At 73.6% G+C, this 20,855-nt stretch carries 16 protein-coding genes; 5 read left to right on the top strand and 11 right to left on the bottom strand.

Going from position 1 to position 20,855, the window contains the following annotated elements:
- Positions 1–12: 12 nt before the first annotated feature.
- The 3 genes from ACFYPN_RS13500 to ACFYPN_RS13490 all read right to left on the bottom strand — a co-directional run bounded on the left by ACFYPN_RS13500 (position 13) and on the right by ACFYPN_RS13490 (position 4,183).
- Positions 13–1,437, bottom strand: coding sequence for a carotenoid oxygenase family protein (locus ACFYPN_RS13500; RefSeq protein WP_389298196.1), 1,425 nt, complete (start codon positions 1,435–1,437; stop codon positions 13–15).
- 201 nt (positions 1,438–1,638) lie between these two features.
- Entirely contained in the window at positions 1,639–3,024 is a 1,386-nt protein-coding gene (locus tag ACFYPN_RS13495) for an FAD-dependent oxidoreductase (protein ID WP_358762677.1), read from the bottom strand.
- Between the two features lie 112 nt (positions 3,025–3,136).
- The gene (locus ACFYPN_RS13490; RefSeq protein ID WP_389298194.1) at positions 3,137–4,183 is read right to left on the bottom strand and encodes a DUF4349 domain-containing protein; all 1,047 of its coding nucleotides are present in this window, start codon (positions 4,181–4,183) and stop codon (positions 3,137–3,139) included.
- A gap of 127 nt (positions 4,184–4,310) precedes the next feature.
- Between ACFYPN_RS13490 and hemG the strand changes: the two genes are divergently transcribed.
- The 4 genes from hemG (at position 4,311) to ACFYPN_RS13470 (ending at position 7,940) form a co-directional block, all read left to right on the top strand.
- A complete protein-coding gene (hemG, locus tag ACFYPN_RS13485) occupies positions 4,311–5,738 on the top strand; it encodes a protoporphyrinogen oxidase (protein ID WP_389298192.1) in 1,428 nt (475 codons plus the stop codon).
- Positions 5,735–5,899, top strand: coding sequence for a hypothetical protein (locus ACFYPN_RS13480; protein ID WP_358762683.1), 165 nt, complete (start codon positions 5,735–5,737; stop codon positions 5,897–5,899). Before hemG ends, ACFYPN_RS13480 begins: the two co-directional genes overlap by 4 nt.
- Before the next feature lie 4 nt (positions 5,900–5,903).
- Entirely contained in the window at positions 5,904–6,617 is a 714-nt protein-coding gene (gene hemQ / locus ACFYPN_RS13475) for a hydrogen peroxide-dependent heme synthase (RefSeq protein WP_328718729.1), read from the top strand.
- Between the two features lie 348 nt (positions 6,618–6,965).
- The gene (locus ACFYPN_RS13470) at positions 6,966–7,940 is read left to right on the top strand and encodes a carbohydrate kinase (RefSeq protein WP_389298190.1); all 975 of its coding nucleotides are present in this window, start codon (positions 6,966–6,968) and stop codon (positions 7,938–7,940) included.
- A gap of 7 nt (positions 7,941–7,947) precedes the next feature.
- Here ACFYPN_RS13470 and ACFYPN_RS13465 read toward each other — a convergent pair whose 3' ends face one another.
- Positions 7,948–9,648 carry an alpha/beta hydrolase gene (locus ACFYPN_RS13465; RefSeq protein WP_389298189.1) on the bottom strand — a complete coding sequence of 567 codons (1,701 nt, stop codon included), beginning with the start codon at positions 9,646–9,648 and terminating at the stop codon, positions 7,948–7,950.
- Positions 9,649–9,857: 209 nt separating this feature from the next.
- Positions 9,858–10,655, bottom strand: coding sequence for a TIGR04222 domain-containing membrane protein (locus ACFYPN_RS13460; protein WP_389298188.1), 798 nt, complete (start codon positions 10,653–10,655; stop codon positions 9,858–9,860).
- A 123-nt stretch (positions 10,656–10,778) separates the two neighbouring features.
- Between ACFYPN_RS13460 and ACFYPN_RS13455 the strand changes: the two genes are divergently transcribed.
- Positions 10,779–11,300 (top strand): ATP-binding protein, encoded by a 522-nt coding sequence (locus ACFYPN_RS13455; protein WP_389298186.1) that lies wholly within the window; start codon positions 10,779–10,781, stop codon positions 11,298–11,300.
- A 33-nt stretch (positions 11,301–11,333) separates the two neighbouring features.
- On the opposite strand, the gene ACFYPN_RS13450 is transcribed toward ACFYPN_RS13455, so the two are convergent.
- The 6 genes from ACFYPN_RS13450 to ACFYPN_RS13425 all read right to left on the bottom strand — a co-directional run bounded on the left by ACFYPN_RS13450 (position 11,334) and on the right by ACFYPN_RS13425 (position 20,855).
- Positions 11,334–12,419 (bottom strand): TIGR04222 domain-containing membrane protein, encoded by a 1,086-nt coding sequence (locus ACFYPN_RS13450; protein ID WP_389298229.1) that lies wholly within the window; start codon positions 12,417–12,419, stop codon positions 11,334–11,336.
- A 2-nt stretch (positions 12,420–12,421) separates the two neighbouring features.
- Complete coding sequence (locus tag ACFYPN_RS13445; RefSeq protein ID WP_358762693.1) at positions 12,422–13,765, bottom strand: DUF692 domain-containing protein; 1,344 nt, start codon at positions 13,763–13,765, stop codon at positions 12,422–12,424.
- 193 nt (positions 13,766–13,958) lie between these two features.
- The gene (locus tag ACFYPN_RS13440; RefSeq protein WP_389298184.1) at positions 13,959–15,254 is read right to left on the bottom strand and encodes a salicylate synthase; all 1,296 of its coding nucleotides are present in this window, start codon (positions 15,252–15,254) and stop codon (positions 13,959–13,961) included.
- Positions 15,251–16,057: a class I SAM-dependent methyltransferase gene (locus tag ACFYPN_RS13435; RefSeq protein ID WP_389298182.1), complete on the bottom strand. Its 807-nt coding sequence runs from the start codon at positions 16,055–16,057 to the stop codon at positions 15,251–15,253. Before ACFYPN_RS13435 ends, ACFYPN_RS13440 begins: the two co-directional genes overlap by 4 nt.
- An 884-nt stretch (positions 16,058–16,941) precedes the next feature.
- Positions 16,942–18,372 (bottom strand): extracellular solute-binding protein, encoded by a 1,431-nt coding sequence (locus ACFYPN_RS13430; protein WP_358762699.1) that lies wholly within the window; start codon positions 18,370–18,372, stop codon positions 16,942–16,944.
- On the bottom strand, positions 18,369–20,855 hold the full coding sequence (locus tag ACFYPN_RS13425) for a substrate-binding domain-containing protein (RefSeq protein WP_389298180.1): 2,487 nt from the start codon (positions 20,853–20,855) through the stop codon (positions 18,369–18,371). Before ACFYPN_RS13425 ends, ACFYPN_RS13430 begins: the two co-directional genes overlap by 4 nt.

Raw genomic sequence — 20,855 nt, 5'->3', positions numbered from 1 at the left:
GCCGCGCCCGGCTCACTCCTCGGTGGGCAGCCAGGTGCCGTGCAGACCGAGCGGCACCCTGACGGGGATGCGGACCCGGGCCACCGGGCCACCGGCCGGGTCCTCGTCGGGCAGCACCAGGAGCCAGCTGGTGCCGTCCGTACGGTCGGTGGCGTACGTCAGCCAGTACCCCCCGCCGTCCACGGAGCCGGGCGACGGGGCGAACGCGGGCTCGCCGACCGAGAGGTCCCCGGCGTCCCACAGGCGGGTGACCGGTCTGCCGCCACCGGTGTCGAACCACCGCAGGGCGTCGTACTCGCCGGAGAGCAGCCCCGCGTTCCGGCCGCTGCCCGCCGCCATCGCGATCCGCCGGTGCGGGCTCCCGATCAGGCGGTCGTCGATGCGGGGCAGCTCCACCCGCATGTCGTCGAGCCGGGTGCGCCGCACGGTACCGGTCGCAGGGTCGACGACGGCCCGCGTGAGGCCCCTGGCCGTCGCGCCGCCCGCTCCCTCGCCGGAGCTCTCCCCGCCCAGGGAGAGGGCGGGCCACTGGACGTAGTCGAGGACGACCTGCCCCTCGGGGGTGTCGTAGGCGTTGACCGTGTGCCAGAGCCAGAACGCCTCCTCCTGGGCCCAGCGGACCTCCGTGCCGTCGCGGGGGATCAGCGCGACGCGGGTCCCCCGCTCGGGCCGCCAGGCCAGGAACGAGCCGCCGCTCATGGCGGCGTCGAGGTCGAAGAAGGCCGGGGCGAGGACCAGCACCAGATAGCGGTCGGTGAGTGCCATGTCGTGGATCATCAACGGCTCCTCCACCCCCGCCACCGGGGTGGGCCCCCTGCTCACCGAGCCGTCCGCCGCCACGACGGACCACGTCAGCCAGGGCGGCTCCAGGGCGTAGCAGAAGGCCGCCATCTCGCCGGTCGACGGATCGGTCTTGGGATGCGCGGTGATGCCGCCGGGCAACCTGCCGCCGAAAGTCTCCTTGCCCAGGGTGTCGAGCCCGGGGCCCATGCGGTACGGGCAGTCGGCCTCGCCCAGGGCCAGCAGTCGGCCCGCGTGCTCCACCACGTTGATGTCCGGAATCGGCTTGAAGTCACCGGCCAGATCCTGACCGACCTCGTCCGCGCCGGGAAAGATCATCGACTCCACCCCTCCCCACAGGGCGTGCCCGGCCTTCTCCTCCGCCCGCATGGCGGGCGTGCGGACGAAGCGGTTGCGGTAACGCGCCCGGCCCTCGGACATCCACACGCCGTGCAGCATCCCGTCCCCGTCGATCGGGTAGAGGTACGAGCCGACCGGGCTGAAACGCGGGTTCGGGCCGTTGCGCAGATAGACGCCGTCCAGTTCTCGCGGCAGCTCACCGACGACGTCCAGGTCCACCGCGTCGACCTCCTCGGTCACGGGGGCGAACCGTCCGCCGAGATGAGCCACGCGGGTGGGGTCGAAAACGGCGCTCATGTGGCCTCCCGGCATCAGACCGTCTCGGGCTCTCCTCCTCCCAGTGAAGTACCGGGACCCCCGTGGGGCCAGGCGGGAGAAGCGGCCCGGCCCCACCCCCTCCGGCCACTGCCCCCTCCGGCCCCGCCCCCTCCGGCCACTGCCCCCGTCCTCAACCGCCCCGTCCTGGCCGCCGCCCGGCCCGGTCGCCGAGCCCGCCGCTCAGGCCGAGCCCGCCGCCCGTACCGCCGTGCTCGCCTTCCGCGCGGCCACCAGGACCGGGTCCCATACGGGGGAGAACGGCGGGGCGTACCCCAGGTCGAGCGCGGTCATCTCCTCCACCGTCATCCCGGCGGTCAGCGCCACCGCCGCGATGTCCACCCGCTTCGCCGCGCCCTCGCGGCCCACGATCTGCACGCCCAGCAGCCTGCCCGTGCGGTACTCGGCGAGCATCTTCACCGTCATGGGCGCGGCGCCCGGGTAGTAGCCGGCGCGGCCCGTCGACTCGATGACGGCCGTCACGAACCGCAGCCCGACCGCCCGCGCGTCCTTCTCCCGCAGACCGGTCCGGGCGATCTCCAGGTCGCAGACCTTGCTCACCGCCGTACCGACCACACCCGGGAACGTGCCGTACCCACCGCCGACGTTGGCCCCGATGACCTGGCCGTGCTTGTTGGCGTGGGTACCGAGCGCGATGTGCCGGGTGCGCTTCGCCACCAGGTCCAGCACCTCCACGCAGTCGCCGCCCGCCCAGATGTCCTCGTGTCCGACCACCCGCATGGACAGGTCCGTGAGCAGCCCGCCGTGCGGCCCGAGCGGCAGCCCGGCCGCGCGGGCCAGGGTCGTCTCCGGCTCCACGCCGATGCCGAGGACCACCACGTCCGCCGGGTACGTCTCCGCCTCGGTCACCACCCCGGAGACCCGGCCGTCCGGGCCCGTGCGGACAGCGGTGACCGCCGCGCGGTTCACCGTCGTGATGCCGAGGCCGTCCATCGCCTCGTGCACCAGGCGCCCCATGTCCGGGTCAAGTGTGGCCATCGGCTGCTCGCCCCGGTTCAGCACGGTCACCTCGAACCCGCGGTTCAGCATGGCCTCGGCCATCTCGACGCCGATGTACCCGGCGCCCACCACCACCGCGCGCCGGCGGCCGGGGCCGGTCCGGTCCAGCGAGTCCAGCAGCGCCTGGCCGTCGTCGAGGGTCTGCACCCCGTGCACGCCGGGGGCGTCGATGCCGGGCAGCGCCGGGCGCACCGGCCGGGCCCCGGTTCCGATCACCAGCTTGTCGTAGCCGGTCCAGGAGGACGCGCCGGTCTCCCGGTCCAGCGCCCGCACCCGCCGGCCCGCGACGTCGATCTCCGTCACCTCGGTGCGGGTGCGCAGATCGATGCCGCGCGCCCGGTGCTCCTCGGGCGTGCGGGCGATCAGATCGTCGCGCTCCGCCACGTCGCCGCCCACCCAGTACGGGATGCCGCAGGCGCTGTACGAGGAGAAGTGGCCGCGCTCGAAGGCCACGATGCTCAGCTCGTCCGGCCCCTTCAGCCTGCGGGCCTGCGACGCGGCGGACATGCCCGCCGCGTCGCCCCCGATGACCACCAGTCGCTCCGTCATGCCAGGTCCCTTCGCCGCAGTGTGACCACCACGCTAGGCCGTCAAGTCGCGTCGGACACCGCCCGCCCGGCGGGAATCGTCGGACACGGCCCCGTGGCGCTGCCCGGCGGGCTCAGGGAGCGGGTGTCGTACCCGCGCCCCCCCGCTCGTCCGGGCCGGCCGCTACCGCCGGCGGCACCGGGGAGCCTGCTCCCGACGCCGGTACGCGGCGTCGGCGGGCCACCAGCCGCCAGACCACCAGGAGCAGGGAGAGGGCCGCCAGGAACGGGGCGGTGGCGCCGATCGCCATCGCGATCCACCGCAGCGTCGTGACGAACGCGTCCCACCCGCCGGTCACCGCGTCCCCGAATCCGGGATCGTCGTCCTCCTCCGCACCCGAGGTGTCCGGCTCGTTGAGGTCGAGGGTGATCGTCGCCAGCGACGTACGGTCGGCCAGGCTCGCCCGCTGCGCCAGCAGTGACTCCAGGTCCGCCTGACGGCTGCTCAACTGGCCCTCCAGCGCCACGACATCGCTGAGCCGCTCCGCCTTCGCCATCAGGGCGCGCACCCGGTCGACGCTCGCGCGCTGGGTCGCGATGCGGCTCTCCACGTCCACGACCCGGTCGGTGACGTCCTTCGCCTCCGAGGTGCGGGACAGGAGCTTGCCCGTGCCGGTCAGCCGCCTCAGCACCTCCTCGTACCGGTCCTCGGGGACACGCAGGACGAGGTGCGAGGCGTCGTGGACGTCGTCCACCCGCTCGGTCGACTCGCTCTCCACCAGCCCGCCGCTGCCCTCGGCGGCGGACCGGGCCGCCGCGACGGCCTTCGGGACGCTCTTCACCTCGATGGACATGACGGTGGTGCGGATGACGTGGGTGGCGGCCGTCGTGCTCTTGTCCACCGCCTTCCCGTCCGTCTCTCCGGCTGCCCCGGAACCCGCCGTGTCCGACCTGGCCGGGCCGGCCGCCGCCTTCGCCCCGCTGTCTTCCCCCTGCGCGACGGCTGCCTTCTCGTCCGAGGCGGACGTGCCCGTGCCGCCGCTGTCGCTCGCACCGCACCCGCCCACCGCGAGCAGGACGACGAGCGCCCCGGCCGCGAGAGCCGCGGTACGGAAACGGGTGCGCGGGCGCGCGTGCTCCGGCTGCTCCGGGTAACTCCTGGTTCTCCGTACGGACTGCATGACTGGTCCCCCCGGGTGATGAGTCGACGTGTGCCCCTTGGACGCCCCGGCCCCTCGCCGGGTTTCGCTCCCACGGTTTCGAAGCAGTCACGTTCGGGACTCGTTCGGGGTTTGAGAGAGTGGACCCATGCAGGGTTCTGAACAGCACGCGCACGCGACCGGGCCACACGTCGTCGTCGTCGGCGGGGGGATCGCCGGACTGGCCGCCGCCCACCGGCTGCTCGGCAGCGGGGTACGGGTCACCCTCCTGGAGGCCGCGGAGCGGCTCGGCGGGAAGCTCATGACCGGCGAGGTCGCGGGTGTCCAGGTCGACCTCGGCGCCGAATCGATGCTCGCCAGGCGCCCGGAAGCGGTCGGCCTGGCCCGCGCCGCCGGACTCGGCGACCGCCTCCAGCCGCCCGCCACGGCCGCAGCCTCCCTCTGGACGCGTGACGCGCTGCGCCCCATGCCCAAGGGGCACGTGATGGGTGTCCCGGGCGACCCGGAGGCACTGCGCGAGGTGCTCTCGCCCGAGGGCATCGCCCGCATCGCCCAGGAGCGCGAGCTGACCGCGACCGCCGTCGGCGACGACGTCGCGATCGGCGCGTACGTCGCCGACCGGCTCGGCCGCGAGGTCGTCGACCGCCTCGTGGAGCCGCTGCTCGGGGGGGTCTACGCGGGCGATGCCTACCGGATCTCCATGCGGGCCGCCGTGCCGCAGCTCTTCGACATCGCCAAGGAGGGCGGCCCGCTGCTCGACGGGGTGCGCCGGGTCCAGGCGCGGGCCGCCGCGCAGCAGACGGGCGGTCCCGTCTTCCAGGGCATCGCAGGCGGCCTCGGCACCCTTCCGGGTGCCGTCGCCGACACCGTGCGGGCCGGGGGCGGCGAGATCCGCACCGCCACCCCGGTGCTCGGCCTCTCCCGTACCGCCGCCGGCTGGGACGTCCGTACGGAGAACGGGGTGATCGCCGCCGACGGTGTCGTCCTCGCCACCCCCGCCTGGTCCGCCTCCACCCTGCTGGCCGCCGAGTCCCCGGGTGCGTCCGCCGAACTCGCGGGGGTCGAGTACGCCTCGATGGCCCTGATCACGATGGCGTTCCGGCGCGAGGACATCGAGGCGGTGGAGGCATTCCGCGGCCGCTCCGGCTTCCTGGTGCCCCCCGTCGACGGCCGCACGATCAAGGCCGCCACCTTCTCCAGCAACAAGTGGCAGTGGGTCGCCGACGCGGCCCCCGACCTCTTCGTGCTCCGTACGTCGGTCGGCCGGTACGGCGACGACGACCACCTGCACCGCGAGGACGACGAACTCGCCGCGGTCTCCCGCCACGACCTGGCCACCGCCACCGGCCTCACCGCCGGACCCGTCGACACCACGGTCACCCGGTGGATCGGCGGACTGCCGCAGTACCCGGTCGGCCACCTCACCAAGGTCGAACGCGTCCGGGGCGAGATCGCGAAGCTCCCCGCCCTGCGGGTCTGCGGCGCGGTCTACGACGGCGTCGGCATCCCGGCCTGCGTCGGGAGCGCCCACCGCGCCGCCGACGAGATCGCCGCCGAGCTGAGGGAGAGGCCGTGACGGGGGCCCGCCGTGTCGGGGCCGTCGTGACGGGACCGGCGGGGCAGCCCGCGGAGGAGATCACGGAGGAGATCGCGCGGGAGATCGCCAGGGAGATCGCGGGGGAGATCATCGCCACGCCTACCCTGGTTCGGGGCACGGAAGACGAGGCGGGACAATAGCCGTATGAGTGCGCCTGAGAAGATCCCGAACGCCGGTAAGAAGGCCAAGGACCTCAACGAGGTCATCCGCTACACCCTGTGGTCCGTCTTCAAGCTGCGCGACGTGCTGCCGGAGGACCGCGCGGGCTACGCCGACGAGGTCCAGGAGCTGTTCGACCAGCTCGCCGCCAAGGACATCACCGTCCGGGGCACCTACGACCTCTCCGGTCTGCGCGCCGACGCCGACCTGATGATCTGGTGGCACGCGGAGACCTCGGACGAGCTCCAGGAGGCGTACAACCTCTTCCGGCGCACCAAGCTGGGCCGCGCTCTGGAGCCGGTCTGGTCGAACATGGCGCTGCACCGCCCCGCCGAGTTCAACAAGTCGCACATCCCGGCCTTCCTGGCCGACGAGACGCCCCGCGACTACGTCAGCGTCTACCCGTTCGTGCGCAGTTACGACTGGTACCTGCTGCCCGACGAGGACCGCCGCCGGATGCTCTCCGACCACGGCAAGATGGCCCGCGGCTTCCCCGACGTCCGCGCCAACACCGTGGCGTCGTTCTCGCTCGGCGACTACGAGTGGCTGCTGGCCTTCGAGGCCGACGAGCTCTACCGCATCGTCGACCTGATGCGCCACCTGCGGGCCTCCGAGGCACGGCTCCACGTGCGCGAAGAGGTGCCGTTCTACACCGGTCGCCGCAAGGCGGTCGCCGACCTCGTCGCGGGTCTCGCGTAGGGTCCTCTGGTCGGCGTTCTCCCGGGGGCCCTCCCGGAAGACCGCCGGCCATCCGCACACCTGGTGGCCCGACTCGCAATGCCGGCGTTTCCCGGCCACCCCCGACCCGGAAGATCAGAGGGCGTCCGGACGCTTCCAGCGTCACGGACAGCCGCTCCAGCGACACCGGGTCCGGCTCCGGGTGCGGCTCGCAGCCTGCGTGCCGCACCGGCGTCCTTCCGGGGCGTGCGTGGTCCTCGTGACCCGCACGCCCCGGGACCCAGGGCCCGCGTCCGTCCCGCGAGGTTCCGGGACGCGGCGGCGCGACCGCCTCCCGGGCCGCCCCAGAAGAAAGCCCGAGGCCCGGTCATGACGACTCCGTCCGTTTCACCTTCCGCGTCCGTCACCGTCATCGGTGAGGCCGTCGCCGACGCCTTCGTCCACGCGACCGCCCCGGACGGCTCGACGCCCCTGACCGTCCATGCGGGCGGCGGCCCCGCCAACACCGCCGTCGCGCTCGCCCGGCTCGGCACCCCCACCCGCTTCGCGGGCCGCCTCTCGCAGGGCCCGCTCGGCGCCCTCCTGCGCGAACGGCTCGCCGGCTCCGGCGTCGACCTCGGCCCCTCGGTCACCAGTGCCCGCCCCGCCACCCTCGCCCTGGCGCGGATCGACGACTCCGGTGCCGCCTCCTACGACTTCTACGCCGAGGGCACCGCCGACTGGCAGTGGACACCCGCCGAACTCACCGCGGCACTCGCGGCCGGACCGCCTCCCGTCTGCGTCCACACCGGCAGCCTCGCCCTCGCGCTCCCGCCGGGCGGCGCCGCGATCGAAGCCGCCCTGGAACACACCCGGGACACCGCGACCGTCTGCCTCGACCCCAATGTGCGCCCCACCCTGGTCGACGTGGAGCGGCTGCGCTCCCGGCTGCCGCACTGGTGCGCGCTCGCCGACATCGTCCGCGTCAGCGCCGACGACGTGGAGCTGCTGATGCCCGGCACCGGGCCGGACGAGGCCGCGGACCGGCTCCTCGCGGCGGGAGCCGGGCTCGCGGTGGTGACGCTCGGCGGCGACGGCGCCCTCGCCCGCACCCGCGACCTCGACGTCCGGGTGTCCGCGCCCCGCGTCGACGTGGTCGACACGATCGGCGCCGGGGACGCCTTCACCGCCGGGCTGCTGCACCGCCTCGCGGCCGACGGGCTGCTGGGCGGCCGGCTGGACGGACTGACCGGATCCGCCCTGCGGGGCGCGACGGAGTTCGCCGTCGCGGTCGCCGCCCGCACCTGCGCGGTGGCGGGCGCCCAGCCGCCGTACGCCGCCGAGATGGCGGAGCGGGCGGGCTGACTGCCGCTCAGGGGGTTGCGGGCGTCGAGGAGGTGGGCCCGCCCCGCAGGATGCGCTGCGGTCCGGTGTCCCGGGCGACGGCGCGGTGCGGCGAGACCGGATTCGGCTCCCGGTGCGGGGCGCACTCGGCGTCCGGCACGGGTACCCGTCCCGTCAGCAGGTACGTCTCCAGGTGGCCGTTGACGCAGGCGTTGTCGGCGCCGCCGATGCCGTGCGAGCCCGCGCCCCGCTCGGTCACCAGCGCCGCCCCGCGCAGCCGCCGCCGCAGTTCCACCGCCCCGGCGTAGGGCGTCGCCCCGTCGCGCTCGGCCGCCAGGACCAGTACCGGCGGCAGTTCGCCGCGCCCGGTCCTCACGTCGAGCGGGTCCTGCCGGGGCTCCGGCCAGGAGGCGCACGGCAGGGTCGCCCAGGCGCCCGCCCAGGTGGCGAACGGGGCCCGACGGGCAGCCAGGCTGTGGTCGCGGTCCCACGTGCGCCAGTCGGCGGGCCACACTCCGTCGTTGCACTCCACCGCCGTGCGGACCGCGTCGGCGTTCTCGTCGCCCTTCGCCGTGTACGGCCGGGGTGACGCCTGGGCGATCAGCGGCTGCGGGTCGCCCTTCGCCCAGGCGGAGAGGGCCGACGCCCGCATCGCCCAGTAGTCGTCGTAGTACGCGGCGCCCAGGAAGGCCGCCTGGAGCTGGGCGGTCCCGACCTTCCCGCCGGCCGGGTTCCGCGACAGCTCGTCTCGTACGAGGTCGTAGCGGCCCCGCACCGCGTCGGCCGTCGCCCCCAGGCCGTAGACGTCGTCATGGCGGGCGACCCAGGAGAGGAAGTCCTCGAAACGGGACTCCAGGGCACGCGAGCGGGCCAGCCCCGTCCGGTAGCCGAGCCGCCGGGCGTCGGGGTCGAGCGGCGAGTCGAAGACCATCCGGCGTACGTGCGAGGGGAACAGCGTCGCGTACAACGCCCCGACGTACGCGCCCTGGTCCGTGCCCATGAAGGTCAGCCGCGGCTCGCCCAGCGCGGCCCGCAGCACCTCCAGATCGCGGGCGCCGTCGAGGGAGGAGTAGCGGCGCAGCGCGACCCCGGCGGTGCGCGCGCACCCGTCCGCGTACACCTTCGCGAGGACGGTCCGCTCCCGCTTGTACGCGGCCGAGGGGTGCTGCGGCGAGTCGGTGGGCGCTTGGGCAGCCTCCTCGGGGGGACGGCACGACAGCGCGGGCGACGGGGCGACACCGCGCGGGGCGTAGCCGACCAGGTCGTAGGCGCGGGCGGTCTTCCGCCAGGCGGGCCAGTCGCCGACCAGCGGGAAGGTGATGCTCGCGGCACCCGGCCCACCCGGGTCGTAGACCAACGAGCCCTGCCGCTCCGCCGCGTCGCCGGTGGCGGCTCTGCGACTGACGGCGAGTTCGATCCGCGGCCCGTACGGGCGCGCGTAGTCGACCGGTACGGCGAAGGTCCCGCACCGCAACGACTCCGGCAGCATCTCGCCCTCCGGGCAGTCGCCGAAGGCGATCCCCCGCTCCCGCGCCCGCGCGGCGGCGACCACCGTCCCGCGCGCCTCGGCCACCGACCGGGCCGTCGGGTCCCACGCCCCGGCCACCGCCCCGGCGGCCGTCCCCGCCGGCGGCACGGTGGCCGGGGCGGTGGCGGTGGCGGATGCGGCGGGCAGCGCGGCGAGTACCAGCGCCCCGGCCGTCGCGTACCGCGTGACTGCTGCTCTCACCGGTTGGTCCCTTCGTCCCTGGGCCGCAAGGTCTCCTGCGGGAAGTGGATCGTCGGGTTCCGGGCCGGTGAAGTAAAGGACCGTCGACAGGCGTCAGGAAGCGTGTCCCGGCGCGGGGGCGGCGCCCAGGCGCCCGGGACCAGGTGGTGTCCGGCGGATCATGACCGGGGTCGCCGTGCCCTGCCCGGCCCCGATCCGCCGGACACCCCCTACGCGTGCCCCGGACGGTCGGCGCGACGGCCCGTCAGGGCGGCGCGCAGCAGCGGGTCCTGCACGGCGTGCAGGCCGCGCACCGCGACGGTGGCGAGCAGGTGGCGGTGGGTGCCGCGCTCCGAGCCCGGACCCCGCAGCGAGTCGAGCCACTCCTGCCCGGCGGGGGAGGCCCACGGACTGTACGGGTGGTTCTCGATCCGCACGATGAGCAGGCAGCCCAACGCGAGCACCAGCGGCAGCGCGAACCAGACGAGCGCCGGTCCACCCGGCGAGAGCGACCGGCCGGGGAGAGTGACGGAGGCGAGCGCCAGCACCACGATCAGCACCGCCGCCCGCCTGACCTCGCCCAGCGCCGCCGCCGTCGCGCCGCGCAGCGCGTGCGGCATCGCCAGCCCGGCCGCCACCAGACGGTCCGCCAGCGCGCGTACCGGCTCGGCCGACGCGGCGGCAGCCCGCACCGGCGCGATCCTCGACTGGCCCTCCGGCCCGATGGCCCGGATCACCGTGCGTTCGACGTCGTCCCGGCCCCGGGGATCCACCACCGTCGCCCAGCCGGTGTGCGCCAGCAGCAGGCTCTGCCGCAGATGCATGGAGATCAGCGCCAGGTCCGCGACCCGCTCCGGACCGCCGGCCAGGAAGGCCGTCTCGTACAGGCTCAGGTCGTGCGGCACCTGGCCGGACCGGCAGGAGGGAGCGGCCGGGGGACGGGCGGCCCTGGCGGCGGCGAGGCAGAGCCGCAGGCAGGAGAGGGCCGCCGCGGCCCAGGCGATCAGCAGACATATCAACCAGACCATGACCGAGTTCTATGCGAGCCGAGGAGGAACCGGCCGGACCCGTTCACCATCCGGACACGGATACGGGGGAGTGGTGAATCTCCCCCGTGGCCCTTTTACGCCCTCCCCCGTAGCCTGGAGCCCGTGATCGTATGGATCAACGGCACCCACGGCGCGGGCAAGACGACCACCAGCGCCTTCGTGCAGCGGCTGCTCCCCGACTCGCGGGTGCTCGACGCCGAGAAGGTCGGCGAGACGCTCATGGACATCAAGCCCGGGCTGCCCGGACTGGACAACTTCCAGCACTGGCCCCCGTGGCGCCCGCTCGTGGTCGAGACCGCCCGCCACGTGCTCGACTACACCGGTGGGACGCTGGTGATGCCGATGACCGTCCTGGTCGAGGAGTACTGGCGCGAGATCAGCGAGGGCCTCGCCCACCACGCCATCCCGGTACACCACTTCGTCCTCCACGCCGACCAGGACACCCTCCGCGGGCGCATCGAGGGCGACACCGACATGGGCCCCTCGTCGTTCCGGCTGAAGTACCTGGAGCCCTACGCCGAGGCGGCCCGCAGCTGGCTCCACCGGGAGGCCGAGGTCATCGACACCACCCACCTCACGCCCGCCGAGGTGGCCCTGCGCATCGCGGAGGCGGTGGGGCGCTGAGAGCCGGTCGTGGCTCGCGCCCCCGCCCCGCCCTCAACTGCTCCCGCCCCCACAGCTCGACCCGCCGCCCCCACAGCTGGAGCTGGACCCGCCGCCGCAACTGGAGCTGCTCCCACCGCAGCTGGACCCACCGCCCCCGCAACTGGACCCACCGCCCCCGCAACTGGACCCGCTCCCCCCGCAACCGAACCCGCTCCCACCGCAGCTGGACCCCCCGCCCGCGCCGCAGCTCGAACCGCTACCGCCGCCCGGGCCGGCGCTCGCGCACCACACCACGGGCACCATCGCCACGCCCGCCCCGCTCGTGGCCCCGGCGCCGCCGTGCCGGGGCGGGGAGTACCCGCCCCGGCGGGGCGGCCTCGGCGCCCCGTAACGGGCGGCGGCCGTCAGCTGGTCCCGCAGAGCCGTGTCCGTCAGTGTCCGCAGACCGGAGGCGGCCACCTGCTGCGCGGGCGTACCGCCCGTGGCGTGGGCCCTGCGGTACGACGCGGCCGCCGCTCGACCCGCTTTGGTGATCCGGGCCCGGGCGCGTGCCGACACCACCAGGCCGCTCACCGCGCCGAAGAGGATCGCGGGCAGCATCTTGAGGACGAAGGGGAACGGCATCTCCGTCTGACCGTCGAAAGCCGAGTACTGGGCGATGGTCGCGATGATCGAGACGGGGAAGAGCACGAGACTGATCCCACCCTGGATCCCGCCCCAGCGGCGGCGCGTCCGCTGCTCCTCCGGCCGGGCCAACAGCCCCCGAGCCGCCAGCCCGTCGCCGATCTCCTGCACGGCGGGGTGGTGCATGACCGCGAGGCGCAGGATGTGCAGGGCCCCGTTCGGAGCGAGGGCCAGCTCGTGGAGGACGGCGCGCTCCACCGGGTCACGGGGCTGTGCCCGCACCACGGACACGATGCCCGGGCCGCCGATCATGACGCGCCCGTCGGTGTGCAGGGCGGTGAGAGCGGTGTCCACGACCCTCGCCGGACCGCCGTTGAGGAACGCCGCCTCGTGATCGTCCTGTACCGGGGCGCCGGGAGCGGTGTACCGCCTGCCGCTCCGGAGAGCTGTCGAGATGAGGAGGACGCCGGAGATCACGATCCCGAGCGTCAGCAGCAGTGCGAGCAGGTTCATGGTCATCGGTTCCCCCCGGAAGATGTCCTGAGCGCGGTGGTGGACGTGACGAACGCGGTGCGTGCCGCGCGGGCGAGCCGGGTGGTGCGGCGGGGCGGTCGCGCCCCCGCGCGCTCCTGCCACCAGCGGGCCAGCCGCCGCCGGGCCGCGTCGTCGGCGGGCTCACCCGCGACCAGCAGATGTTCGGCGAAGGCGAGCGCGTCACGGCGGTAGCCGGAAGCGGGCGGACGCCCCGCGGCGTAACGGAGGAACGCCGCGCGATAGCCCGCTCCCAGGATCTCCGGCAGCTCCGGCGCCACCTTCGCGACGATGCCGGCCCGCTTGGCGGCCAGGGCCACGCTCTGCACGCCCAGCCGCCGCGCGTCGAAGCCCGCGGGGACGGGTGCCCCGGCGACGAGCGAGGCGAGCAGGGCGCTCTGCGCGCCGGCCAGCCGCTCGCGGGCGGCGGTCGTGCCCCCGGCCCTGGGCGGTGTCCGGCGGATCAAGGTCGGGCAGGGCAGCGCACCGCGGGTACGGCCCGACCGGCCGGCCGTTTCCAACGTCTCGCGGATCATGGCGAGTTCACCCGCCAGCTGTTCGGCGGGCGGGAAGTCGTCGTCGCGTTCCAGCAGCACACCGGGCGGGTCCACCCGGGAACGCAGCTCCGTCAGGACGTCCAGCACCGGGGCCGTCACCGGATGGGCGTGCGTGTCGTGCCAGACGCCGTCCTTCTCGACCCCGCCCGCCACATGGACGTACGCGATGGCCTCCACCGGCAGTTCGTCCAGCGCCGTGGCGGGGTCCTCGCCCCGGTTGACGTGGTTGGTGTGGAGATTGGCCACGTCGATCAGCAGGCGGACCCCCGTCCGCTCGACCAGCTCGGCCAGGAACTGCCCCTCCGTCAGCTCCTCGTCCGGCCAGTTGACCAGGGCCGCGATGTTCTCCAGCGCCAGCGGCACCGGCAAGGCGTCCTGGGCGATCCGCACGTTCTCGCAGAGCACGTCCAGGGCGTCCCAGGTCCTGGGTACGGGCAGCAGGTGTCCCGCCTCCAGCGCGGGCGCGTCGGCGGACGTCCCCCCGGCCCGCACGAACGCGATGTGCTCCGTCACCAGCGGCGCCCCGAGCAGCTCCACCCGCGCCGCCAGGTCCGCCAGCCGCCGGGGATCGGGGGGTTCCGCGCCGCCGAGCCCCAGCGCCACCCCGTGCGGCACGACCGTGACGCCCCGTCCCCGGAGCCGTACCAACGAGTCCGGCAGGTGGTCCGCGCAGAGATTCTCCGCGACCGCCTCCACCCACTCGACGCCCTCCAGCGCCTCCACCGCGTCCGCGATCTCCGGACGCCAGCCGATTCCGATACCGAGCCTCATGAGCGCTCCCCCCTCTCCGGGCGTTCCGTTCGCTGCCCGTGGAGAGGTGATGACCCCGGCGCGCGGCGGCGAACCCGAACAGGGAGACGTTCAGAGGAGGATTTGAGGTTGCGGGGTGCGGGCGGCCCGATTCCCGATTCCCGGGGTGCGGAGCGGCGGGCCGTATGCGCGCGGGGAGCCGGTGACCGGGGGATCAGGCCGGACCGGTCGCGCCGTCCGGGTGCTCCGGCGCCGGGACGAGGTACTGGGCGATGCTGCGCAGTTTCTCGCAGGTCTCCTCGTGTTCGCGTTCGGGCAGGGACTGCCGCACGATTCCGGCGCCGGCTTGGAGCCAGCAGCGGTCACCCTGCTGGTAGACGCTCCTCAGGACGAGCGCGGCGTCGAGGGTTCCGTCCGCGTCGCAGGCGAGGACGGCGCCTGCGTACAGGCCCCTCGGTCGCCCTTCGAGGGCGCGGATGAGGGGGTAGGCGGAGGCTTTGGGGATGCCGGTGGCGGTAACCGCGGGGAAGAGGGCGGCGAACGCGCGCCAGGGGCCGTGGCCGTCCCGGAGCCGGCCGGTCACCGTGGAAGCCAGGTGCTGGACGGTGCCGCGTCGCAGGACGGACATGTACTCGCTCACGACGGTGTCGTCGCAGACCGCGGCAAGGTCTTCCAGCGCGAGCTTGACGGAGATGGCGTGCTCATGGATCTCCTTGGGATCGCTGAGCAGGTCGTCACGGAGGCGGGCGTCCTCGTCCGCCGTTCCGGTGAGGGCGCGTGTCCCGGCCAGAGGGCGGGTGGTGACCCTGCCCCCGGGGGTGACTTCGGCCACCGTCTCGGGGCTGAAGCCGACCGCCCGGATCCCGCCGAGGTCGAGGAGGAAGGACCGGGCCGGGGTGTTGGCCCGGCGCCCCGCGGCATAGGTGGCGGGGAGGTCCACGCGGTCCGGTACGGAAACCCTCCGGGAGAGGATCACCTTGGTGAGGGGCCCGTCGTCCTGGAGTTCCACCAGGGCCGCGGCGACCGCTGCCCGGAAGTTGCCCTTGTCCTCCAGGGGCAGCTGGACCCTTTCGGCGGGCGCGGCCGCGGAACGGCCCGTGCGGACCAGCCGGACCAGGAGGTCCAGCCGCTCGGGGTCGAGGGAGCGGATCAGGACGCTGGTGCCGTCCGTGCGCACCTCGTCGGCCGGGACGATCAGGTGCAGAAGAGTGTCCGTCCCGCTCGGTGCGGCTCCCGCCAGTACGGGCCCCAGCTCGAACGCCGCCCAGCCGTAGGCCCGCCAGCCGGTCACCGGCGTGCGGGCGAGCCACTCTTCGACACGGCTCAGGTCGGCGGCCTCCTGCCCGGCCAGCCGCAGCGAGGTCAGGGCGCCACCGGCCAGGGACCATTCGGTGCTGCTCTCGTACACCACGTACGGGGAGAACAGACCCGTCGCGACGAGCCGGGCCATGAGGTCGGGCGGCTCCTCCTCCAACGGCAGGCGTACTTCTCGGTAGCTCCGACGGGTCATGGCTGGTACTCCTCGAAGGGCCGACGGCCCCGGACGCTGATGAGCGGGTAGGAATTGGCGACGAACCCGGGGTCCCGCAGCAGACTCCGGAAGCGATCCAGATCGCGGTCCGGGATCCCCGCCCCGGCGAGCTGATGGGCGACCTGGTCGACGTTGTGACGGTGCAGGGCGATCCCCGCACTCCCTCCGGGCCATGCCTCGGCGTACGTGGTAGCCCTCAGGTCCACCAGGCCCGCCCGCAGCATCGCCCCGAGAACCCGTTGCCCCCAGAGGGGATCGGCTCCCGCTCCCTCCAGCAGTCCGACCAGCGCCGTGTGCACCCGACGGAAGAGAACCGCCGCGTCCTCGTCGGGTGCGGCGAGCACCGGCACCCAACTGCAGTCGAACTCCTCCAGTACCAGCCAGCCGCCCGGCCGCAGCGCCCCGACGAGTCGTTTCAGCACCCGTTGCCGTTCCGGCAGGTGCAGCAGGACCAGCCGGGCGTGCACCAGGTCGTAGCCGTCCCCCGGAAGCGGGTCCCGGACGATGTCGTGCCGCAGCAGGCGCACTTGGGGCCGATCGCTCCGGGCCTGCGCCCAGCGCGGCTCGATGTCGGTGATCGTCACCTCGCCGTCAGGACCGACCTGCTCCGCGAGCCAGTCACCCAACGACGCACTCCCGCCCCCGATCTCCAGGCACTTCCACCCCGCCTTCAACCCGGTCGACGCCAGTTGACGGCGGGACACCGGGTCGTAGCACGCCTCCAGAGCGGAGAAGCGCCCCTGCGACTCCGGGGCGGAGTTATCGAACAGGTACGGGGACACGGAGACCCCCCTCGGCGGTGCGGAATCGTGTGGTGGAGGCCGGGGAGAGGACGCACGCGGAATCAGTGCGCCCAGGACGGGGCCGGGGCGTGGTCGGCACACCCGCGGTCGCGCGGCGCGACGCGCCGGCCGTGGGCGGGGCGAGAGCTGTGATCATGGTTCCTCCTGTGAGAGATAGGGGGTCGGGGGTGCTTGGACCGTCTGGCGCGACCGGAGGGTGCGGTTCCCGAAGGCGGGCCCGGTCCCGCCCGGTGACGGCTCGGACCAGAACTCCACGGGGCGTCGAAGATGCTCCGGGGATGCGGCGGCCACGGCCGCCCCGCGGGGACCGGTGACGGTGCCGGGGGACCGGCTCGCGACGGGGTCCGGGGCGTTCGCGGCGGATCCGCGCGGTGCGCAGCGGCCGCGAGCCCACCCCGTACAGGTCCTGACGCCGTGCCAGGCCACCGCTCCTCGGGGGGCGGTCATCGCCGGTCGGGGCGACGTGCGTGCCGGGCGTTGCGACCCCGGCCATGATCCGCCGGACACCACCCATGGGGTGCAGCTGTCCGAAAAGTGACGATGCCGCGTGGGCAGGGCACCGGGCAAGGGGGCAGCGGGGGCTCTTGAGGGGTGATAGCAGCGAAACGGAGCGTGAGTGCCGCAAGGGCGTACCCACAGCGCACTGGAGCGCGCGGGCGCACGGAGAGCACGGAGAGCCCGATGGTCCGTTCCGCACCACCAGCGACTCATGAAGGCCGTGGCCCGGCAACTCCTGGCCCCGGCCGCAGTGCGCCGCGAACCGGATGACGGCACCCCTCCGGACGAGGGCGGTGGCCGAACACCGCCTTTGCGGCCGCGGGGGTACGGTGCCGTGCTGAGGCACGGTCGTGGGGGGTGCGCCGTCAGTCGGCGGTGGGCATGGCCTCACGCAGCGCCGCGTCGAGATTTTCGGCCAGCTCGTCGTTGCTCTTCGCGGTTCCTTCGCCGAAGAGCGGCGCGAGCTCGGTGCGCACCGCCTGGGTGAAGGCGCCGTAGTACGGGGTCCGCGGGCGCAGCGCGGCGCCGCGGAGGGCGGCCAGGAGCGTTTTGGAGGCGTAGGCGGGTCGGCCCTGCCCGTCGCGCGGCATGCGGTCGGCACTCTCGCCGGAACCGGCCGAGGGCGTCGCCGGCTGGTGGCCCTCGGGGCATCTGAGCTTGTCGTCGTCGTACGCGGACGTTCTGGTCGCCGCGAACCCGGCGTGCAGCAGGCGGCATTGGCTCTTCTTGTCGGTGAGCACGCGGATGAGGTCCTGGGCAGCCTCGAAATGTGGCGAGTCTCGTGTCACTGCGAGGTTCTGGCCGCCCAGTACCGCCTTGCCCGGCAAGGGGATGACCTGGAGCTGGGACGGCGTGAACGTCTGGCTCAACGCGCCGTAGGCGTAGGGCCAGTGACGCAGGAAGGCCGTCTTTCCGGCGGCGAAGTCCGCGAGCGACCCGGCCTCGTCCGCCGTGTACGTCAGGGTCAGCGCTCGGGCGGTTCTGGTGCGCAGATCGCTGATGCCGCTGAGCAGTCTCCCTTTGTTGCCCGTGTAGCGGCCCTGGTCGTCCGTGAGAGCGGCTCCGTCGTCACCGGACGACGCGAACGCCTCGATGGCGTTGACCGTACGGCCCTCGTAGTCCTTGAGCTGAGTGGTCCAGCCGGCCTGGTACGCCGCAGGCATCTCCGCCCTGTCCACATCGTTGATCACCTCCTCCAGATCGCTCCAGGTCTTCACCTTCCCCTTCAGGTCGGTGTCCTCCAGGTGCGCCAGCCTCAGATAGTCGGGCCGGTAGTAGAGGAGACCCACGTCGCTGTTGAACGGTAGGGAGTAGACGTCCCCGTGCCAGCGCGCTGTGCGTGCGACGGAGTCGATCACGTCGTCGTCGAGCAGGTCCTCGTCCAAGGTGCGGATGAGACCGGCCGCCGCGAACTCCGGTACCCAGGTGACGTCGAGGTTGACCACGTCGTACTCCGCGCTGCCCGACTGCAGCGCGCCGAGCAGCTGACTGCGCTGCTGATCGGCCGAGCCCGACAGCTCGACGAGGTGGGCCCGGTAGGCGTCCGCGCCGTTCGCCGCCCTCTGCTCGGCGTTCCAGTCGTCGATCAACTGCTGCCGGACACCGCCTTTGCCGGTGACATCGCGCCCGCTCGCGACGAAGAGGTCGTGGGATTCGCCGCTGTCCGCCTTGGGGACCGTGTTCTGCCCGCCACCGTCGGCCTGCCCGCCGCCCCCGGTGCACGCGGCCGCCAGGAGAGAGAGTGCGAGGATCGCGGCCGGCCACGGCGTCCGGGCGCGGGGGAGGGGGGAGGTCATCGCTGGTCTCCTGATCCGGTTCTGGCGACCTCGTCCTGCAGCGCGGGCACGAGATCGCTCCGGTTGGCGTCCAGACACCGTCCTCCACTGGCGACCGCGATCCGCTCGTTGGGCTTTCCCGCGTCGCACGTGCCCTGCTGCACCGATACGACGACTATGGGGACGCCCCTCTCACGGGCCGACTTCAGCAAGCGAGCCAACCGCCCTCCCTCGGTCAGTTTGTCCCTCTCCTCGTCGTCCGTGAGGTAGACGATCAGCCGCGGATGCTGGTCGTCGGTCTTGTGCTTCGCCATGAAACTCCAGGCGTCGTTCAGGGCGTGGCTGGGATCGGCCTCGACGGCCTCGACTTCGGCGCGCTTGTCGATCGTCGATTCCGCGTCCGCGTTCCGGTGCGAGCCGAAGTCGAGCAGAGTCGTGTGCGAGACCCCGTCCTTCTCGCCCACCGACCAGACGCCGTACGTGTCTTCGCCGCCGAGGCCGCGGAGCGACTGCTTCAGAATGCCGGGGGCGCCGCTCGGTCCGTGCCATTTGTCCCCCATCGAACCGGAGCTGTCCAGCAGGAACAGCACGCTGCCGGGGCCGTTCGCGCTGCGGTACGTGCGGAGCGCCTCGTTCATGGTGTCGCCGCTCGCCGCTCCCGCGAGCGGACCCGGGTCGGTGAGCGTGCCGTTGACGGTGTGCACGGCCCATCCCGTCGTATCCGCGGTGCCCCCACCGCCCGCGGGCTCCCGGAAGCCGTCCGCGCGGAAGACCTCCGCGCCGTCCTTTCCGCCGAGCCACTTGCGGAAGCCCTCGGCGGCCTCGTTCCGGGCGTCCCGGTCCCGCTGCGCGTTCTTCCAGGTCACCCGGACGTAGGTGAGGTCGAGCCCCGGTACGTCGTCCGGGTACTGCGCCACGCGCACGGCACGGCTCCACGAGTCGCATCCGACCCCGGTCGTGAAGAGGTGCTCGGGCACGAGCACCGCCGTACGGTCGTCCACCTCGTCCACCTCCGCCAGGTCGCAGAGCAGATCGCGCGCGGTGGGCGCGGGTGGCCCGGGCTGCGCGACGGTCCCCTCGGCGTCCCTGCCCGATGCCGCCGTCGAGTAGAGCCCGCTCGACGCCAACAGGGCAGCCTCCGTGAACTCCGGGTCGGCCCGGCGCACCTGTGCCCGGGGATACTTCTTCCGGAGCCCCGTGAGCAGGTCGGCGAGCTTCTGGCCCTTCAGCCGTGACGGGTCGTGCGCGAAGCTCTCGGGCACGGCGAGGACGATCGGCGAGGAGGCCAGCGGCTGGCGGTCGCTCAGGGACGCGAAGGCCGGACGGGTCCCGGAGTTCGCCCGTTCCACATCGGCCGAGGCGGCCGGAATCCAGATGTCCGGCTGAGACCCGATGTCGCGCTGCGGATTGATGTCACCGGTCGCCGGCTGCTGCCAGGCCTCGGTGTCGTCGCGGAACGCCGCCACGACGTCGGCGGCGCCCGCGCTGTACGTGGTGATTCCGCTGCGCCGGCAGCCGTCGTCCGTACGGTTGGCGCCGGACGCCATGTAGGCCGTGGCGGCCTTGCGCACGGTCGTCTCGACGTCGGGGTCGGTCAGCAGCCTCAGCTCCAGCGGCGGCGCGCAGCGTACCGGGGGGTCGAGCCGGTGCAGGACGTAGGCGCCGCAGCCGAGGAGCGCCACCACCACGACCGCGGCGGCGACCGTGACGGCCGGTCTTCTGCGCCACCACGACCCCGGCAGATCCTTGCTGACGGGCGGCGGGAGGTCGGTGGCCAGCAGGACGTCCACCCCGGAGGTGGCGGGCCTGCTCTGCGGTTCCCACGGCTCGGGGCGCTCCGTCTTGAAGTGCTTGGTCATGTACGACCTGAGCTCTTCGGAGAGAGCGTGGAAGCCGACGTCGCCGCCCTGCCCGGCCACGCCGCCCTTCAGGATCCGCAGAAGCTGCTCGGTGAAGGGCGTGGGCCGTGTGCCGGGACCGGAGCTGATCAGGTTGTTCGCCTGCACGCTCATCAGCTGGGAGACGCGCTGCTTCTCACGGCCGGCCTCCCAGACGAGTGCGGCGTTTCCGGCGTGGCAGCAGTCGAGGATGACGACGATCTGCTCGGCCCGGCTGCTGACCAGGGTCCCGAGAATCTGGCTCCAGGACTGGGACCCCTGGAACACGGCGGCGGAGCCGGCGACGACGCGCGCGTTGCGCATCTGGAGCCAGAGCTCGTCCGCGGCCGCGGGGACGGCGCCGTGGCCGGCGAAGTAGAACAGCAGCAGCCCTTCGGCCGACTGCACCGCTTCGTTGAGTGCGCGGGTGAAATCGTCGACGCCCTCGGGCCTGCACACGGTGATCTCGTCCGGCTCGAAGAGCTTCCCCGTACGCAGCACCTCCGACAGCTGCACCAGGTTGTGGTTCACAGCCCGCAGATCACGCGGCTGTATCTCCTGGTATTCGGGCACCCCGACGAGCAGCGCCCGATTCGCCCTGCCCCGTGGGTCGAACCGCTGTGGCAC

This window comes from Streptomyces sp. NPDC005576 (assembly GCF_042871745.1).
GTDB lineage: Bacteria > Actinomycetota > Actinomycetes > Streptomycetales > Streptomycetaceae > Streptomyces.
Note: the sequence above shows the minus strand (reverse complement) of the source record. Positions and strands in the feature narration are given on the sequence as shown.

Excerpts from the sequence above, each read along its gene's own strand:
- ACFYPN_RS13500 (WP_389298196.1), bottom strand. The coding sequence starts at position 1,437 with ATGAGCGCCGTTTTCGACCCCACCCGCGTGGCTCATCTCGGCGGACGG.
- ACFYPN_RS13495 (WP_358762677.1), bottom strand. The coding sequence starts at position 3,024 with ATGACGGAGCGACTGGTGGTCATCGGGGGCGACGCGGCGGGCATGTCC.
- ACFYPN_RS13490 (WP_389298194.1), bottom strand. The coding sequence starts at position 4,183 with ATGCAGTCCGTACGGAGAACCAGGAGTTACCCGGAGCAGCCGGAGCAC.
- hemG (WP_389298192.1), top strand. The coding sequence starts at position 4,311 with ATGCAGGGTTCTGAACAGCACGCGCACGCGACCGGGCCACACGTCGTC.
- hemQ (WP_328718729.1), top strand. The coding sequence starts at position 5,904 with ATGAGTGCGCCTGAGAAGATCCCGAACGCCGGTAAGAAGGCCAAGGAC.
- ACFYPN_RS13470 (WP_389298190.1), top strand. The coding sequence starts at position 6,966 with ATGACGACTCCGTCCGTTTCACCTTCCGCGTCCGTCACCGTCATCGGT.
- ACFYPN_RS13460 (WP_389298188.1), bottom strand. The coding sequence starts at position 10,655 with ATGGTCTGGTTGATATGTCTGCTGATCGCCTGGGCCGCGGCGGCCCTC.
- ACFYPN_RS13450 (WP_389298229.1), bottom strand. The coding sequence starts at position 12,419 with ATGAACCTGCTCGCACTGCTGCTGACGCTCGGGATCGTGATCTCCGGC.
- ACFYPN_RS13445 (WP_358762693.1), bottom strand. The coding sequence starts at position 13,765 with ATGAGGCTCGGTATCGGAATCGGCTGGCGTCCGGAGATCGCGGACGCG.
- ACFYPN_RS13440 (WP_389298184.1), bottom strand. The coding sequence starts at position 15,254 with ATGACCCGTCGGAGCTACCGAGAAGTACGCCTGCCGTTGGAGGAGGAG.
- ACFYPN_RS13430 (WP_358762699.1), bottom strand. The coding sequence starts at position 18,372 with ATGACCTCCCCCCTCCCCCGCGCCCGGACGCCGTGGCCGGCCGCGATC.